The organism is uncultured Shimia sp. (assembly GCF_947498095.1).
GTDB lineage: Bacteria > Pseudomonadota > Alphaproteobacteria > Rhodobacterales > Rhodobacteraceae > Shimia.
Map to the genome: position 1 here is coordinate 147147 of NZ_CANMJE010000004.1, position 17635 is coordinate 164781.

A 17635-nucleotide genomic window follows, 5' to 3' on the forward strand; every position below is an offset into this window, starting at 1 on the left:
CGGGGCGTCAAGCCTGCGGCGAATTATGCAAAGGCGGAAACCACAAAGGGCGCAAGGAGCCGGATCGCCAGAAGGGTCAAAACAACGAGGATCACTTTGTTAAAGGTGTCCGCAGACAGTCTGCGCCCAAGAAAGGCGCCGACGGGCATGAACGCAAAGATCACAACTACGGCGGCACAGCCCAGCAGGAACAGGGGCCAGGTCATGATGCCAAAGGCAGCGAGTAGCGGAATTTGCAGCACGCCAACCGCGACAAAGAACCCCGAAATCGTCGCGATAAAGGTTCGCCGTTCCAGATGCATCACGTTCAGGAAGGTCAATGACACAGGGGCCGAAATGCCCGCGAGCGTCTGTAAGAAACCCGCCGTAAGCCCAACCGGCGCGGCAATCCGCTCGGCTACCGAGTAGTCCAGCTTGAGCCCCGGTCGCGCCATTTTGAAAATGACATAGGCAAAGATGATCAGGGCCAGAAGGATCATCAGGTTGTCTGACTTGACCGAGGCCAGTGCAAAGGTCCCCACCACCGTTCCAATCGTGCCAGCCAGAAAGAACCGCCAGCGGAACGCTTTGGGCAGGTTGTCGTCGCGGTACTGCCAGATTTGCCAGAGGTTCGGCACGATGTTGGGCACCGCAAACAGAGCGATCGACGTCGGTACATCGTAGAGCAAGGCCAACAACGGCACCGCCAGCAATGGAGCCCCTGCCCCGACCGCCCCTTTCAAGATGCCGCCCAGCGCAAACGCCATTCCCACCAACACCAGGTTTTGCAGGGAGACGACCTCTGCGATCATCGATTCTGGCCGATGCTTTTCAGGAAATGCCAACTCCACATCGCGGCCAGCGCCCCCGCGATCCCACCAGCGACGGCTTGGGCATAGACGACGCCCGGCGCCGCAAACCATGCGGCCCCCAACCAAGCCGCTGGTAACATGAACACCCCGTCCCGCGCCCAGTTTGACAGGGTTGAACGGGTCGGCTTACCGAGGCTGTTAAAGGTGGCGTTGGACACGAACAACGCGCCCACAAGAACAAACGCCCCGGACCCGATATAGGCAAAGGCTTTGTAAACGGCGGCCCCTTCGGTGCTCAGCCCGAAGACGCCGATCATCCAATTGGCCGAGAGGCTGAGCAAGATCCAGGCCACCGTGGTATAGGCGGCGCAAAAGATCAGGGAATCCTTAAAGGTCTGTCGCAACCGGTCATATTGCTGTGCGCCAAAGTTTTGCCCGTAGATGCCGCCAATCGCCCCGGAGAGCGAAAAGATACCGCCAAATGCCACCACCGTCAGGCGGCTGACCACGGCCCAGGCGGCCACAGCGTCGTCGCCGAACCCGGCAATCACACCGGTCAAGAGATAGTTGCCAAAGGGCGTGGAAATTTGCGTCAGCATGGCCGGGAAGGCAATGAAAAAGAACGGTTTCCATACACGTTTGAAGGTGCGTAGCCGCGGCAAGGCCAACAGGTTGTGCGTGCCGATCACAAACCGCAACGCCATCCCTGCCAAGACAAAACGCGACAGGATCAGCGCATAGGCCGCCCCGTCCAGTCCCAGTCCGAGATAGATAATCAGGAATGGGTCTACCGCCATTGAGATAGTGCCCGAAGTGAGCGTCACGTACATCGCCCGTTTGCCGTCGCCTTCGGCACGCAGCACGGCTGAGCCAATCAACCCAATGGCCATGACAATCAGCGATGGCACCGTAAAGGCGAGGTAACGCGCCGCAAGTTCTGCCGTTTTTCCCTCGGCCCCGACCAAGGCCAGCAAATCATGCCGGAACCCTACAATCAGCGCCGCAACCAAAGTCTGAAAACCGATGGTCATGATCATGGCGCTGGTGGCTTCGCGCCGCGCCCCTTCGCGTTGGCCCTTGCCGATGCGCGTCGACACCATGACGGTGGCCGCGATCATCAGGCCAATGCCGGTGCTGACCGAAAAGAACTGCACCGCGAAAGCATAACCAATCGCGGCGACCAGCGCCGGGTCGCCCAATTGCGATAACCAGAACAGGTTGGCGAGGTCCACAAGAAAAACAAAGGTAATGCCTGTCGCCCCGGTCAGCGTCATGCGCACGACATGACCCATGATAGACCCGGTCAGAAAGCGCCCGCGTTGCTGCATCCCGCGCGCCACCTATTCCGCCGGGGTCGCGATGTAACGCGCCAGACGGGTTTCATTACCTTTCTCAGGATGGCGTGGCACCAGCAGCGATAGTCCCAAAGATACCGTCGCCATTGCCGCCGCAGAGGCAAACACCAAGGCAGGCGAATAGAGCCACAACAGACCAAGTGGCAGCGGCAGCATCACCGCCGCGATGTGATTGATGGTAAAGGCAACGGCAGCTGTCGGGGCAATGTCCTCGGGGTCGGCAATTTTCTGAAAATAGGTTTTCAGCGCAAGCGCCAAGCCAAACAGAATATGGTCGATCACATAGAGGATTGAGGCCATCAGAATGCCCCAGCCAAACCAGTAAATCCCGCTATAGGCCAAGAAAACCAGCACAAGGCCGCCATATTCAAAGATCAGCGTGGCACGCTCGCCAAACCGGGCCACCGCCTTGCCGACAAAAGGCGCGGCGATGGTATTGACCAAGAGGTTAATCAGGTAGAGGCCGGTGACTTCATGCACGGCAAGACCGAACTTGGCCACCATCATATAGCCTGCAAAAATCGTGATGATCTGGCGCCGTGCACCGGACATGAACTGCAAGGCATAGTACAGCCAGTACCGTTTGCGCAGAACGATCTTTTTGGTCTGCGGCGTGGGAGAGTCAAACTGAGGGTAGGCCACAAAGCAAAACACCGCGATGGCGGCGGTCACAAGCCCCCCGACCATATAGACGATGTTGTAACTCAGGTTCAGGCTGTCCCACATCAGGACGATCAGCACATAGACCAGCATCATGCTCGCCGAACCAGCGCCCATCAGCCATCCCAAGACATGTGGCGCGCGTTCTTTGCTCAGCCATTGCAACTGCAGCGACTGGTTGACGGTCTCGTAATAATGAAACCCAAGCGAGCTGATGAACGTCAGGATCAGCAGGCCATAAAGACTGGGAAACCACGCGGTAAAGGCGGTGGCCACGCCGAGGATAACCAGCGAAATGAGCCCCAGCACCTGCTCGCGCACAAAGATGATGATGAACACCACCAGAAAGGCCAGAAATCCAGGGATCTCACGCACGAAATGCAGTGCGCTGATGTCAAACCCGTCAAAGCCCGCCACTTCCTTGACGAAGTTGTTCAAGAGCGCCGACCAGACATAAAACGCGATCGGCATGGCGATCGCCATGACAAACAACAAGCCAACCGGACGCCGCCAAAGCGGCAGGCTTTCGGCCTCGGCAAGGGTCATTTTACTTAACATGCTTCGGACTTAGGCCTTTTTAAGGGGATTGGCGAGCCGAAACGCGACAAACTGTGATCTGAGTCAAAGTCGTTTACGACATTCCCATTCATACATCGACCCATTCATATTTTTGAAGGGGTTCTCATGGACATCCTCACCCTTGTTGAAAGCATTGGAGAAGCGCCGACGGCGGCGGTTCTGGGCCTGATCACCGGCATCATCTTTGGCGTCGCGGCACAGCGCTCTCGGTTCTGCCTGCGCGCGGCCACGGTCGAATTTGCGCGCGGCCAGATGGGCGACAAGGTTGCAGTGTGGCTGTTGACGATTTCAACGGCGATTGTCTGGGTGCAGGGCGCGCAGGCATTGGGGCTGATGCACACGGCGGACGCACGTATGATGGCCGTGCCGGGGTCATGGTCTGGCGCTATACTTGGAGGGTTGATTTTTGGCGTCGGCATGGTGCTGGCGCGCGGCTGTTCCGGTCGACTGTTGGTTCTGGCAGCCAATGGCAACCTGCGCTCGGTTGTTTCGGGCCTGATCTTTGCTGTTGTCGCCCAGATGAGCCTGTCTGGCATCCTCTCGGCCCCCCGTGACAAGCTGGCAAGCCTTTGGATCACCGAGGGCGGACGGAACATGGACCTGATCGCAGCGCTGCGCCTGCCGGACCTCTCAGGGCTGATTTTTGGCGCTGTCATGGCGTGTCTCGCGCTGGTGATTGCACGTAAGAACCGCATCGGTGCATCGCGATTGATCTTTGCCTCGGGCGTGGGGTTTGCAGTCGCCGTGGGCTGGGTGCTCACTTACGGGCTGGCACAGGTGGCCTTTGACCCGGTGCAGATCGAAAGCGCCACATTCTCCGGTCCCTCGGCTCATACGCTGATGTTCTTCCTGGATCGCAATGCGGTTCTGGAATTCGACATTGGCCTTGTGCCTGGCGTGGTCATCGGCTCATTTCTCGCGGCCATACTGACGGGCGAATTCAAGTTTCAGGGCTTTGACGGTGAGAGCAACATGCGCCGCTCGATGACCGGCGCCGTATTGATGGGCTTCGGCGCGATGCTGGCGGGCGGCTGCGCGATTGGCGCGGGCGTCACCGGTGGATCGATCTTTGCCGGAACCGCATGGGCAGCGCTGTTGGCCATGTGGATCGGCGCCATGGCGACCGACTTCCTTGTCGACCAACGTGGCGGTGCCACCGCCACCGCCTGACCCCCCCTGCACCCTGGCTTCTTTTGGCCAGAAATATCCCGGGGGGAGCGCCGTCCTTGTCAAAAGACGGCGTTGGGGGGCTGGCCCCCTTTGTTCAATAGAAACTCTGCGGGTCGATATCGACGCTGAGGCGGATGTCGCCTTTCAGACGAAACTGCCCAATCCATTTGGCCACCGCCGCCTGAATCGGCACGCCCTTGTCTGCTTTGACCAACAGGCGCACCCTATGGCGACCGCGGATACGCGCAATCGGCGCGGGCGCGGGCCCAAAAACCTGCGCGCCGACCTCGCGCAACGCGCCGTCATTACGCGCCAAGGCATTACCCAGATCAAACACCTGCTGCACATCCGGCGAGGACAGGATAATCCCCGCCATGCGCCCAAAAGGCGGCACGCCAGCGTGGCGGCGTTCATTGGCTTCGGCTTTCCAGAAATTGATCTCGTCCCCGGCCAGGATCGCCCGGATCACCGGGTGCTCTGGCTGAAAAGTTTGCAGCATCGCTTCACCGCGTTTTTCGGCCCGCCCCGCGCGCCCTGCCACCTGACGCATCAGCTGAAACGTCCGCTCGGCGGCGCGCAGGTCAGAGCCTTGCAGGCCAAGATCAGCATCAATCACCCCCACCAGCGTCAGAAGAGGAAAATTGTGCCCCTTGGCCACCAGTTGTGTGCCAATGATGATGTCTGCCCCGCCCTCAGCGATGGAATTGATCCCCTCTTTCAACGCACGGGCCGATCCAAAAAGATCGGAACTCAGCACCGCCAGCCGCGCGTCGGGAAACAGCGCCTGCGCCTCTTCGGCCAGCCGTTCGACACCGGGTCCGACCGGAGCCAGCTTGCCCTCGACTTTGCACGAGGGGCATTCTTCGGGCATCGGCTTGGTCTCACCGCACTGGTGGCACACCAACCGCTTGAGGAACCGGTGCTCGACCATGCGGGCATCACAATCATCACACCCCACCTGATGACCGCAGGCCCGGCAAATCGTCACCGGGGCATAGCCGCGCCGATTGATGAACAACAAGGCCTGCTCGCCGCGCTCTACCCGCGCCTCAACCGCCTTTTGCAACGTCGGCGAAATCCAGCGACTGCCGGGCAGGTCTTCGACGCGCATATCAATGGCGCGCATGTCGGGTAGCACGGCCTCACCAAATCGCGCGGTCAGCTCCAATTTCTCATATTTTCCAGCCTCGGCATTGGCCCAGCTTTCCAGGCTCGGCGTGGCTGAGGCCAGCACCACCCGCGCAGAACACAGGCTGGCCCGCAAAACCGCCATGTCACGGGCATTGTAAAGAACGCCATCTTCTTGCTTGTAAGACGTATCATGTTCCTCATCGACCACGATCAGGCCAAGGTTCTGGTAGGGAAGGAATAAGGCAGATCGCGCGCCGATCACCAGCTGCGCACCGCCCTGCCCGACCATTTTCCAGATGCGACGGCGTTCGGTCATGGTGACGCCGGAATGCCATTCGGCAGGCTTGGCGCCAAAACGTTCTTCGACCCGGGACAGAAACTCGGCGGTCAACGCGATTTCGGGCAATAGAACCAGCGCCTGTCGCCCCTTGCGCAGAGTCTCGGCCACAGCTTCCAGATAGACCTCGGTCTTGCCCGAACCGGTGACACCGCGCAGCAATGTCGTGCCATAGGCTTCGGAGCGCACACCGGCGCAAAGGGCTTCGGCCCCGGCGGCCTGTTCGTCGGTCAGGTCTTTGCCCGCATATTCTGGGTCTAGTCGAAAGAACGGAAGATCGCGCGGCGTGTCCTCTTCGCGCACGACGCCCTGTTTCACCAACCCTTTGACGACGGACGAGGTCACGCCGGCCATTTCGCTGAGCTCTTTCAGAGTAAAGGCAAGGTCGCCATAGTCGTTCAATGCCTCAAGCACGCGGCGGCGCGCATCGGTTTGGCGATCCGGTTCCCCGTCACCACGGCGATAGACTTTGCGCATCGAGGGTGGATCCGACAGACCCGGCGCCCGTGTCGCCAGCCGCAACATCGCATGCAGCGGTGTCAACGTATAGTCGGCGGCGCGTTCGAGAAAGGCACGCATTTCGTCCCGCATCGGGGCGACGTCCAACACGCGGTTCACGGGTCGAATCTTGGCGATGTCGAAATCGCCACGCCCCGGCCCCCAGACCACGCCCAATACCTTGCGCGGTCCCAAAGGCACTTCGACAAAGCTCCCGCGGAAACAGCCGCCTTCAGGCGCCTTATAGTCAAGGAATCGGTCCAGCGGCTGCGTGGTCAGCACAGCCACCAACTGTCCTTGTTCAAAGAATTCCGGGTCCTGCACCCGCGCCCCCAAAGCCAAAGTGCTGCAAAATAGACAGTGCAGCCATGTTTCCGCTAACATTTCCCCGGCATCATTTAGAGTTCGGGCTTTCCGCAAGGCTAGCAATCAGGTAAAGCCAAGCCAACCCATGTTCAGACCTTCAAAGGACGCGCTCTCATGAAATTCTTCGTAGATACCGCCGAAATCGATGCCATAGCCGAGTTGAATGACCTTGGCATGGTGGATGGCGTCACCACTAACCCCTCGCTGATTAAGAAATCTGGCCGTGACATTATCGAAGTCACCAAGGAAATCTGTGAGCTGGTCGACGGTCCGGTTTCGGCCGAAGTCACCGCCACGGACGCAGAGGAAATGATCGCCGAAGGCCGCAAGCTGGTCGAGATCGCCGGAAACATCGCCGTCAAAGTCCCGCTGACCTGGGATGGCCTGAAAGCCTGTAAAGCCCTGAGCGATGATGGCCACATGGTCAACGTCACCTTGTGTTTCTCGGCCAACCAGGCGCTTTTGGCCGCCAAGGCCGGTGCGACGTTCATCTCGCCGTTTATCGGGCGTCTGGACGACATCAACCTGGATGGTTTGGATCTGATTGCCGACATCCGTGCAATCTATGACAACTATGGCTATGAGACACAGATTCTCGCCGCGTCGATCCGCACCGTGAACCACGTGACGCAATGTGCCCTCTTGGGCGCCGACGTGATGACCGCACCACCCAATGTCATCAAAGCGATGGTGAACCACCCGTTGACCGACAAAGGTCTGGATGCCTTCCTTGCCGACATCAAAGCCGCTGGCATCAAGATTCTCTAAGATTGCGCGGGCGCGTTGAACTGGTTTCAGCGCGCCTCGGCGTAGTGCTCGACCATCGCGGCCAGATCTTCGGGCGGCGTGCCCGACTGGACAAATGCGCATGCATTTGCGCTGATGTTGAAGATGGATCCATCTGAAAAGAAAGACGTATTGGTGACAAAGATCACCCGGGCGTCAGGCCGACGATAGCTGGCGAAATCCGCAATCGCCAGCGCTGCGCCTTCGGACAAAACCAAATCCAGAACAATAATGTCAAAACTCTGCATGCGGAGCGCGTGAATGGCGCTGGCCTGATCCTCGGCCAACTCAACCACAGCGCCCAGACGCTGCATATGGCGACTCCAGATCCTTCCAAGACCCGGATCGCTTTCAACGATCAATACCTGCATGACTCCCCTCGTCATCCCACTCGTAAACAATTTGACTCGATATTTTGGTGATCTGCCCAAAATCCTAACAAATGGTTAATGTTTGCTTAACGTCGGCGTAAAGCAGCCCGATCCTTGCCAAAACGGTGGAATTCCGCTTGAAGGTGAAACACCTTATCCGGAGACCTAGATTTGCCTTTGCTGCCCTCTCAAACACCCCGCGACCACGGCGGCGGATTAGACGCTGCGCGGGCGCAGTTCGGAGGTGCGCGCGCAGATTGGCTGGACCTGTCGACGGGGATCAACCCGGTGCCTTATCCAGTGGGAGAGATTTCTGCGGGCGCCTGGACGGCACTCCCGGATCGGACAGCGCAAGATGCCTTGATCCATGCCGCGCGCCAGTTCTGGAACGTGCCTGAGGGGGCCGCTATTCTTGCGACGCACGGCGCTTCGGCCCCGATTGCGCGCATCCCGGCACTGTTGCCAGCCGGAACCGTGGACATCCCGGCACCCACCTACAACGAACATGCCGCCGCTTTTGAGGCGCAAGGCTGGAACCAGTCCGAAACCGCGCCTGACGCTCGTGTATTGGTGAATCCAAACAACCCGGATGGGCGCCTTTGGGCCAAGGCCGACCTGACCGCCCCGTTCACCGTGATTGACGAGAGCTTTTGTGACGTGACACCCAACGCCAGTCTGATCGACGTCGCAGATCAGCCGGGGCGCGTGGTCTTGAAGAGTTTTGGTAAATTCTGGGGCCTCGCCGGATTGCGGTTGGGGTTCGTGATCGCCGCGCCCGAAACCATCTCGCGGCTTGCGGATATGACCGGACCTTGGTCAGTCTCGGGTCCTGCGTTGGAAATTGGTGCCCGTGCGCTCAGCGACGTAACATGGGCCAATACCACCCGTGCCCGGCTGAAAGACGACACCACGCGATTGGACGCGTTGATGACCACAAAGGGCGCCAAGTTGATCGGTGGCACAACGCTGTTTCGGCTTTATGAGGTCGCGGATGCCGGCGACTGGCAAGACAGACTGGCCCGCCAACATGTCTGGTCGCGTATCTTTCCCTATTCACGAAGCTACCTGCGCTTGGGCTTGCCCGCACCCGACAGATGGGCCCAGCTTGAGGAGGCCCTGTGAATACCGCTGAGATCCTCGTTCTGGCGCTGCTGTTGGATGCCGCCTTGGGAGAACCTCGCTGGCTCTGGCAAAACCTGCCGCATCCCGCTGTCTTGATGGGGCGGGCCATTGGCTGGGCAGACGCCCGTTTCAATGCCGCGCCTTCTCAAAAGCTCAAAGGTCTTGTGCTGGTTGTCACGCTGGTGCTGGCCATGGCGCTGTTGGGTAAGCTTATCGCGCTGTTTGGATGGCTGCCGCAATTGGTGATTGTGGCCATCCTTTTGGCGCAGCGTTCGCTTGTCGATCACGTGCGCGCCGTGGGCAATGCCTTGCGCTTGTCTCTGGGGGGTGGGCGGCGCAGCGTGGCCATGATCGTGGGCCGCGACACGGCTGAGATGGATCAAAGCGCGGTTGCCCGGGGCGCTATCGAAAGTGCAGCAGAGAACCTCTCAGATGGTGTGATCGCGCCTGCCTTTTGGTTCCTGATCGCGGGTCTGCCGGGTCTGCTGGCCTACAAGATCGTCAACACAGCCGACAGCATGATTGGCTATCGCACGCCGCGCCATGAGCAGTTCGGCTGGGCAGCCGCACGACTAGACGATGTGTTGAACTGGATCCCCGCCCGCCTGACCGCTGTGCTGATCGCGGCCACCCATCGCGGCCTTGAGGATTTGCGGGCCATCCGCAGAGATGCCTCAAAGCACCGTTCGCCCAATGCTGGCTGGCCAGAGTCGGCCATAGCGCGGGCCTTGGATGCGGCAATCGCAGGTCCGCGCGCCTATGACGGTGAAATGCGCGACTTTCCTTATGTAAACGCTGATGGCCGCAAAAACCTGGGCCCGGACGACATTGACGCAGCTTGCACGGCTCTTTGGCAAACATGGGCCGCATTCCTGGCGATCACGCTGGTGTGCACGCTGTTCTGACCGCTTGCCCCCTGCCGCGGACCTGTTAACCTCTGGCGAAATTGTATTTCGAGGTTTCCATGCGTCTGCCCCTTTTCCTTGCTGCCCTGTCCCTGTCTGCAACCACCGCTCTGGCCAACGTGCCCTGTGGCGGATCTTTTTCTGGTTTTATCAACGACATGAAGAAAGAGGCCATCGCCAAAGGTCACAAAAAATCCAACGTGGATGACTTTTTTGCCAACGCCCGGCAAGACCCCAAAACGCTCAAGGCGGACCGCTCGCAAGGCGTGTTCCAGATGCCCTTTCTCGACTTTTCCCAGCGCCTGATCAGCAAGAACCGCATTGATGTTGGCCGGTCCAAGGCCAAGACATACAAATCAACTTTCGACCGGATCGAACGCGACTACGGCGTGTCGCGCGGCGTGCTGTTGGCCTTTTGGGCGTTTGAAACCGACTACGGTGCATTTCAAGGGGATTTCAACACGCTGAATTCGCTTGTCACCCTGTCGCATGATTGTCGCCGCCCCGGGCTTTTCCGACCACAGGTCTTTGCCGCATTGGAGCTTTATGAACGGGGCGATTTCAGCCCTACCAAGACCACGGGGGCATGGGCCGGCGAAATTGGCATGGTCCAGATGCTGCCCGCGGATATCATCGAAAACGGCACTGATGGCGACGGTGACGGCAAGGTAAGCCTCAAGACGTCACCACAGGATGCGCTGATGTCTGGCGGTAAAATGCTTAGCCATCTTGGCTGGCGCAAGGGCGAGCCGTGGTTGCAAGAAGTGACAGTGCCCAAAAACCTCGATTGGTCGAAATCGGGTCTGGATCACAGCATGAAGGCCTCACAATGGGCCAAGATGGGTGTCAAACCGCGCCAGGGGCAATTGGCCAACCTTGAGGCTTCTTTGCTTCTGCCACAGGGCCGCAAAGGCCCGGCCTTTCTGGCTTACCCAAATTATCGCGTCCATTTTGAGTGGAACAAAAGCTTTGTCTACGTGACCACGGCGGCCTATTTCGCCACCCGTCTGGAAGGGGCCAAACCCTACAATGCGGGCAACCCCGATCCGGGATTGTCCAGAAATCAGATGAAACAGCTGCAAAAGAAACTCAAAGCGCGCGGCCACGATGTTGGCAAGGTCGACGGCATCTTGGGTAAGAAAACCCGTGCCGCGGTTCAGGCAGAACAAGTGCGCCTTGGCCTGCCCGCAGATGCCTGGCCGACGCCAAGCCTATTGGGCAAGCTTTAGGGTTTCACCGGGAACCGCTGACCGTCTTCGGTCAGCACCACCAACCGCCCGGCGTTTTCAACAATCCGGTCACAGCGCGTCACCTCTGTAACGTAGGTAACACAAACCACGCTGTCTGCGGCGACGCGCCACTGACCTTCCCAAGTGCCGCCCCCGCCATAGGTGTAGCTATAGCTGCCGTCGTCGCCATAGACCGATTGCCCGTCATCATAGAACACCAGCGTTTGACCGGTCAGTGCCGCTTGCAGCCCTGCTTCGTCAAACAGGTTATCACCGCCGCGCATTTTCCAGTCCTCGGCCAAAGCCGGTGTCGCCATCAGTGCTAAAACCAAACCCAAGCGCATATCGGTGCCTCCCTCATGTCTCACCCTAACGCGGGAACCGAACACGCGGTCTCACGTTGGCGCGAGGCCACCCCTTGCTTCGTATTGCCGGAAATACTCCGGGGGAGACGCCACAGGCGGCGGGGGCAGCGCCCCCGAAATCCGTCAGGCCACCAGTGACTCGGCGGCTTTCAGATCAACCGATACCAGTTGTGACACGCCCTGCTCGGCCATCGTGACCCCGAACAAACGATCCATACGCGCCATCGTGACCGCGTGGTGCGTGATGATCAGGAAACGCGTGTTGGTCTGGCGACACATTTCGTCCAACAGATCGCAGAACCGCGTGACGTTGGCGTCGTCCAAGGGGGCGTCGACCTCGTCCAGAACACAGATCGGCGCAGGATTGGCCAGGAACACTGCAAAGATCAGCGCCATCGCAGTCAGGGTTTGCTCACCGCCCGACAAAAGGCTGAGGGTCGAAAGCTTCTTGCCCGGAGGCTGGCACATGATCTCTAGTCCCGCCTCAAGCGGGTCATCGCTTTCGACCAGAACAAGGTTCGCCTCTCCACCGCCAAAGAGATGTTTAAAGAGCATCGAGAAGTTAGAGTTCACCTGCTCAAAGGCGGTCAGCAAGCGCTCGCGCCCTTCGCGGTTCAGGCTGGCGATGCCATTGCGCAGGGTTTTGATCGCCTCTTCCAGATCCGCTTTTTCGGTGACCAAAAGGTCATGTTCTTCCTGAACTTCTTTGGCGTCTTCTTCGGCGCGCAGGTTCACGGCCCCCAGCGCATCGCGCTGACGTTTTAGACGGTTTACATCCGCCTCGATCGCGTGGCTGTCGGGCATCTGGTCCGGCACCACGTCCAGCCGTTCCAACAGAGCCGCCGGCGACACCTGTTGTTCTTCGTAAATCCGCTCTGCCGCATAAGACACGGTCTCGCGCGCTGCATCTGCCCGTGCCTCGGACCGTGCGCGCGCCTCACGCGCCTCGCTAGCAGCGCGTTCAGCGTCCCGTTCGCCGGTCTCAGCTGCCCGCAATGCCGTTTCAGCCTCCGCCAACACATCAGCCGCTGTGCGGCGACGCGCTTCGGCCTCTTCTATGGCCCCGGTCAGTTCTTCGCGCTTGGCAGCAATCTCTTCCGGCGCGCTGGCGGCGTCTTTCAACTCGGCCTCGGACGTCGCCTTGCGCTCGGCCAGCTCGCCGATCCGCTTTTCTGCGGTTTCAAGCCGGTGGCGCCAACCGCTGATTTCCTTGGTGACTTCCTGAGCGCGGCGCAGACGTGCTTCACCCTCGCGCCGCAACTCATCATGAGACGAGCGCTTGGTCATCATGGTGATCCGCGCCGCCTCAACCGTCATCTTGACGTCTTCGACACCTGACCGCGCGGCATCCAGGTCACCAAGATCAGCCACGGCCCGTTCGGCTTCGAGCACTTGCGAGCGCGCCGACATTGCCTCTTCTTCATGGCGTGCCACGGCAAGACCAAGGGATTCCAAACGCCCTTCGGCCAGATTGCGATCTGCTTCGGCCCGGCTCAGCGCCCGGTTGGCATCTGCTACAGCACGATCCGCGTCCCGGCGCGCCAAACGTGCGGCCTTGTCCAGCTCAGACAATTCACGCAGCCGCGCCTGAAGGGTTTCATGGGCCTGTACGGCCCCATCCGCCCGCGCGGTGGCCTGTGCCATCTGCTGTTTCAATTCTTCCAGACGGTTGAGCTGCTGCAATCGGAGCGCCGCCGCACTTGGGGCGTCTTCGGCCCAGGCCCGATAACCGTCCCAGCGCCACAGATCGCCCTCAAGCGATACCAACCGCTGGCCTGGTTTCAGAAAAGGCTGCAACCGCATGGCATCTTCGGTGGCAATCAGACCAATCTGACTCATCCGGCGCTGCAGCACTTCTGGCACCGAGACATGTGACACAAGCGATGTCACGCCATCTGGCAAAGGCTGGTCAGCATCATAGGGGGGCAACACATGCCATCCCGACGGGCCATCTTCATCTACTTCGGGCGCGCGCAGGTCATCGGCCATCGCCGCGCCCAGCGCCTTTTCAAAGCCTTGCTGAACCTGCAGGCGATCCAGAATTTGCCCGCCTTCGGCCGTGTCGCGTTCGACAAGTTTCGCAAGCGCGGTTACCTCGGCGCGCAAGGCATTCAACTCACCCTCGGCCTCGGAACGTTCCGCCCGCGCATCCGCCTCACGTGATTGCGTCTCAGCCCGATCGGTTTCAGCCTGTGCCAGTGTTTCTTCTGCCGTCTGAGCCGCCTGAACAGCGCCAGATTCTGCGTTTTTTGCAGTTTCAAAGTCTTCAGACGCCTTGACCAGCGCGGCTTTGGATGTCTCGACAGCGTCGCGGGCTTTGCCGGCCTCGGACTCGCTCTTTTCTTGTGTCTTGCGGCTGTCTTCCAGCAGGCGATGGGCGGATTGGTGACGTGCGGCAAGTCGCGCGACGTCCTCGGTCAGTTGCGACAGATCGCTTTCGCGCTCTTGCAGCACGCTGGCTGCGCTACGGGCATCCTCTGACGCACCTTCAAGCCGCATGTCGTGGCCTTCGCCCGCCTTGGCCAACTCTTTGGCTTCCCACTCAAGCCGCTCGATGGTCTCACCCGCATCCCGATTCAGTCCGGATTCGCGTTCGATGTCCTTGGACAGTTGTTCAATCCGGCTTTGCAGCGTCTCGATGATCTGTAGCGCATGGGCTTCCTGATCGTTCAGGGTGTCGCGTTGCACTTGCAACCGCTGCAACACAGCCGCCGCAATCGCCTCTTCCTCACGCAGGGGCGGCAAGGCATCATCTCGCGCCACCCGTTCCTTGGCCGCGGCACGTGCCGCACCTTCAGCCTGCGCTGCCAGCGTGGTGCGTTCCCGCAGCGTGTCATCCGCCGAGGCCCGCGCCTCGTCGGCTTCTTTCCAGCGGCGATAGAGCAGCAGACCTTCGGACTGGCGCAGTTCTTCTCCAATACTGCGATAGCGCGCCGCCTGACGCGCCTGACGTGCCAGTTGCGCCAATTGCGAGGCCAGCTGTTCGATCACATCATCAACCCGCGCGAGGTTGGTTTCAGCACCCTTCAGTTTCAGCTCGGCCTCGTGGCGACGCTGATAAAGCCCTGAAATCCCGGCCGCCTCTTCCAGAATGCGGCGGCGTGCTTTCGGTTTGGCGTTGATCAGCTCGGCAATTTGGCCCTGACGGACCAAGGCTGGCGAATGCGCCCCAGTTGACGCATCCGCGAACAACATCTGCACGTCGCGCGCCCGCACATCCTTGGTGTTGACCTTATAGGCGCTGCCAACATCGCGGGTGATGCGCCGGACGATCTCAAGATTGTCGTCTTCGTTGAAGCCCGCCGGAGCAAGCCGCTCACCATTGTCGATTTGCAGCGCAACCTCGGCAAAATTGCGGGCGGGCCGCGTGGCGGCACCTGCAAAGATCACGTCCTCCATGCCGCCGCCGCGCATCGCAGTGGGGCGGTTCTCGCCCATCACCCAACGCAGCGCTTCCAGAAGGTTGGACTTGCCACAGCCATTTGGCCCGACGACGCCTGTCAGCCCATCGGCAATGATCAGGTCGGTCGGATCTACAAAGCTCTTAAAGCCTGTCAGTCTGAGTTTCGAAAAACGCAAAAGCTGCCTGTTGTCCCGTGATTCTCGTTGTCCAGTCAGGTTGCCCAAGCCCAGCCCTTCAAGTCAACGACGATCCACAGAATATGGCCAAATCGGCAGAGTTATCCACAAGATATTGATCTCCGTGCCTTGAATTTTCAAATCAAACGGGGCGCTGGATGACGTTCAGGGGTCGCAATCCGTCTTGACCTGCTGAGTCTGCGCGTTAAACAGGAGCTGTGTGGTATCCATCGGGTCAACCGGCGGATAAACGGGAATGTGGAAGAGGCCTGCGCCTTGAGCCACAGCCGCCCCCGCGACTGTAAGTGGCGAGCGCGCGTTCACAACCACTGGAGGGCAACCTCTGGGAAGGGAATGCACCGCGTCGACCCACGAGCCAGGAGACCGGCCGCGCAGATAACGTAACCCCCACCCGTCGGGTGTGACGGGACAAGGAGACAGTGACTATGACGACCAAAACTGCACAAATCACCGCAGTCCGCACGAACACCGCCGCGTTCATCCTCGTGACCCTCGTGGGTCTCGGTCTGTTGACCGTGTCAGGCATGGCGCAAGCTACTGTGCTGCATGACGCCGCGCACGATCAGCGTCACGCAATGGCATTCCCCTGCCACTAAGCGTGCGCCTAACGGCACAATGACCAAAAATTTGTTGTCCAGCGCTGCGTTCGCTGGCCTGATAGCAGGGCTGATTGCCGCCCTGCTTCAGTTCGTTTTCGTCATCCCGCTTTTGCTGGAGGGCGAATTGTATGAAACCGGTGCCCGGCTTCATTTTGTTGTTGATGGCACCGCACAGTCCGACAAGGGCGCGCCAGATCTCGGCGGCGAATGGGGCCGCCATCTGATGACCGTTGGCTTCAATATTGTCACGTACGTGGGCTATGGCCTGCTGATCATCGTGGCGATGGGCCTTGCCCGCGACCGTACGGGCACGACGATCTCTGCTAAGAATGGCTTGATCTGGGGTATCTGTGGCTTTATCGCCGTTCAGCTTGCCCCCGCTGCAGGCCTGCCCCCGGAACTGCCTGGCACGCCAGCTGCAGAACTGGCGCCGCGCCAGATCTGGTGGATCTCAACGATCGTTGTTACGGCCCTTGGACTGGCGATCATCGCCTTTACAGATGCCGTGTGGAAACAGGCCATCGGCCTCGTGCTGATCTTGGTTCCGCACCTGATCGGCGCCCCCCATCTTGATACCTATTATGGTGTCGCACCGCCTGAGTTGTCGGCCGAATTTGCGACCCTCAGCATGGGTGTCGCCATGGTCGGATGGGCCACTTTGGGCTACTTCTGCGGCCACTTCTTTGCCAGCGGCGAAGAGGCCTGACCCCTTTTGCGCCTCCCTCTCAAGGGGGGCGGCGACCACACTTCGTATTGCCGGAAATACTCTCGGGTGAATTGGCCGCTAGAGGCCAAGAGGGGCAAGGTCCCTACTCTGCCGGCACGCGACCCTTCAGACAGAACCGCAACCGCCCGGCAGGCCGCGCATCTTCGATGATGCCGTCCTTGGTGTTTTCATACAGCTGCGACAGGGCGACGATGTCGTCAACATCCCCCGCCTCGACCCCTGAAAACAGATAGGCCATCTTGCCCGGCGCGCGAAGCGCCAGTGACACCGGCGCGTCACAGAGGTTCATACAGGGCGTCAGAATCACCTCGACCTGAGGCGTCACTTTGGTCCGCACAGCCTCAGCCAGCGCCGGTCCCGGCACGTCGCCGCTCTGGTCAGCGCAGGTTTCGCAAATGAACAGCTTGTGGCCCATGTCGTGCCCTTTCATGAGGCTGGACTATCCCGCCTCTGACTGCCACACAAGCACCCGCACGCATAAGGAGCAAGCCCATGCCCAGTATTCAGGTGATCCCCGGCGACCCGCGCGACCCGCAGGCCACGCAGCTCCTGCGGCAAAGCCACGCCCTCATGCAAACCCTGTTTGAACCGGAAGAGAACCACTTACTGGACATCGACGAGTTGTGCGTTCCCTCGATCCGATTCTTTGTGGCCCGCGAGGGGCTGACCGCGCTTGGCTGCGTGGCGCTGGCCAACAAGGGCGACTATGGCGAGGTCAAATCGATGTTTGTCGACCCAAAGGCCCGCGGCAAAGGCATTGCCCACCACCTGATGCGACAGGTCGAGACCGAAGCGCGTGCGCAAGGGTTGGCCACCATCAAGCTGGAGACAGGCGACAAGCTGACCCAGGCCCACAGTCTCTACAAGGCGCATGGGTTTGTTGATTGTGGCCCCTTTGGCGATTACGCAGCCAACAAGACCTCGATCTTTATGACCAAGGACTTACCGCCACAGCCCTGAGTGGCCTTGGCAAGCCCCCTCATTCGACAAAAAAACAGAAGAAATCTGCGCACGGCTCTGATAAGGTCGCGCCAAAGACAAAAA

16 protein-coding genes and 1 riboswitch are annotated in these 17635 nt (G+C 59.9%); of the genes, 8 read left to right on the forward strand and 8 right to left on the reverse strand.

Annotated elements, in window-relative coordinates:
• Positions 1–23: 23 nt before the first annotated feature.
• The 3 genes from Q0932_RS09545 to Q0932_RS09555 are packed head-to-tail and all read right to left on the reverse strand — an operon-like array spanning position 24 to position 3364.
• Complete coding sequence (locus tag Q0932_RS09545; RefSeq protein ID WP_299351757.1) at positions 24–791, reverse strand: sulfite exporter TauE/SafE family protein; 768 nt, start codon at positions 789–791, stop codon at positions 24–26.
• A complete protein-coding gene (locus Q0932_RS09550; protein WP_299351759.1) occupies positions 788–2131 on the reverse strand; it encodes an MATE family efflux transporter in 1344 nt (447 codons plus the stop codon). Before Q0932_RS09550 ends, Q0932_RS09545 begins: the two co-directional genes overlap by 4 nt.
• Positions 2132–3364: an MFS transporter gene (locus tag Q0932_RS09555; RefSeq protein ID WP_299351762.1), complete on the reverse strand. Its 1233-nt coding sequence runs from the start codon at positions 3362–3364 to the stop codon at positions 2132–2134.
• Positions 3365–3490: 126 nt separating this feature from the next.
• Between Q0932_RS09555 and Q0932_RS09560 the strand changes: the two genes are divergently transcribed.
• A complete protein-coding gene (locus Q0932_RS09560; RefSeq protein WP_299351764.1) occupies positions 3491–4555 on the forward strand; it encodes a YeeE/YedE family protein in 1065 nt (354 codons plus the stop codon).
• A 94-nt stretch (positions 4556–4649) separates the two neighbouring features.
• On the opposite strand, the gene Q0932_RS09565 is transcribed toward Q0932_RS09560, so the two are convergent.
• Entirely contained in the window at positions 4650–6845 is a 2196-nt protein-coding gene (locus Q0932_RS09565) for a primosomal protein N' (protein ID WP_299351985.1), read from the reverse strand.
• Positions 6846–7001: 156 nt separating this feature from the next.
• On the opposite strand from Q0932_RS09565, the gene fsa reads away from it, so the two are divergent.
• Complete coding sequence (gene fsa / locus Q0932_RS09570; protein ID WP_299351766.1) at positions 7002–7655, forward strand: fructose-6-phosphate aldolase; 654 nt, start codon at positions 7002–7004, stop codon at positions 7653–7655.
• Positions 7656–7681: 26 nt separating this feature from the next.
• Here fsa and Q0932_RS09575 read toward each other — a convergent pair whose 3' ends face one another.
• Positions 7682–8044, reverse strand: a complete 363-nt coding sequence (locus Q0932_RS09575; protein ID WP_299351768.1) for a response regulator — start codon at positions 8042–8044, stop codon at positions 7682–7684.
• A gap of 171 nt (positions 8045–8215) precedes the next feature.
• Here Q0932_RS09575 and cobD point away from each other — a divergent pair, with 171 nt between their 5' ends.
• Genes cobD through Q0932_RS09590 form a run of 3 tightly spaced genes read left to right on the forward strand, consistent with a single transcriptional unit; the run spans position 8216 to position 11300 of the window.
• Positions 8216–9166 (forward strand): threonine-phosphate decarboxylase CobD, encoded by a 951-nt coding sequence (cobD, locus tag Q0932_RS09580; protein WP_299351770.1) that lies wholly within the window; start codon positions 8216–8218, stop codon positions 9164–9166.
• A complete protein-coding gene (gene cbiB / locus Q0932_RS09585) occupies positions 9163–10071 on the forward strand; it encodes an adenosylcobinamide-phosphate synthase CbiB (RefSeq protein ID WP_299351772.1) in 909 nt (302 codons plus the stop codon). Before cobD ends, cbiB begins: the two co-directional genes overlap by 4 nt.
• A gap of 59 nt (positions 10072–10130) precedes the next feature.
• Positions 10131–11300 carry a lytic murein transglycosylase gene (locus Q0932_RS09590; protein WP_299351774.1) on the forward strand — a complete coding sequence of 390 codons (1170 nt, stop codon included), beginning with the start codon at positions 10131–10133 and terminating at the stop codon, positions 11298–11300.
• Here the strand turns inward: Q0932_RS09590 and Q0932_RS09595 are convergent.
• Positions 11297–11644 (reverse strand): hypothetical protein, encoded by a 348-nt coding sequence (locus tag Q0932_RS09595; protein ID WP_299351776.1) that lies wholly within the window; start codon positions 11642–11644, stop codon positions 11297–11299. The two genes, Q0932_RS09590 and Q0932_RS09595, sit on opposite strands and share 4 nt — an antisense overlap.
• A 144-nt stretch (positions 11645–11788) precedes the next feature.
• Positions 11789–15244, reverse strand: a complete 3456-nt coding sequence (smc, locus tag Q0932_RS09600; protein WP_299351778.1) for a chromosome segregation protein SMC — start codon at positions 15242–15244, stop codon at positions 11789–11791.
• Positions 15245–15448: 204 nt separating this feature from the next.
• A riboswitch (cobalamin riboswitch) is annotated at positions 15449–15652 on the forward strand.
• A 38-nt stretch (positions 15653–15690) separates the two neighbouring features.
• On the opposite strand from smc, the gene Q0932_RS09605 reads away from it, so the two are divergent.
• Positions 15691–15861, forward strand: coding sequence for a CbtB domain-containing protein (locus tag Q0932_RS09605; RefSeq protein ID WP_299351780.1), 171 nt, complete (start codon positions 15691–15693; stop codon positions 15859–15861).
• Between the two features lie 19 nt (positions 15862–15880).
• Complete coding sequence (locus Q0932_RS09610) at positions 15881–16570, forward strand: CbtA family protein (protein WP_299351782.1); 690 nt, start codon at positions 15881–15883, stop codon at positions 16568–16570.
• 103 nt (positions 16571–16673) lie between these two features.
• Here the strand turns inward: Q0932_RS09610 and Q0932_RS09615 are convergent, their stop codons facing one another.
• A complete protein-coding gene (locus tag Q0932_RS09615) occupies positions 16674–17021 on the reverse strand; it encodes a DUF1636 family protein (RefSeq protein WP_299351784.1) in 348 nt (115 codons plus the stop codon).
• Between the two features lie 62 nt (positions 17022–17083).
• Here Q0932_RS09615 and Q0932_RS09620 point away from each other — a divergent pair, with 62 nt between their 5' ends.
• Positions 17084–17551, forward strand: coding sequence for a GNAT family N-acetyltransferase (locus tag Q0932_RS09620; RefSeq protein WP_299351786.1), 468 nt, complete (start codon positions 17084–17086; stop codon positions 17549–17551).
• Positions 17552–17635: the final 84 nt, after the last annotated feature.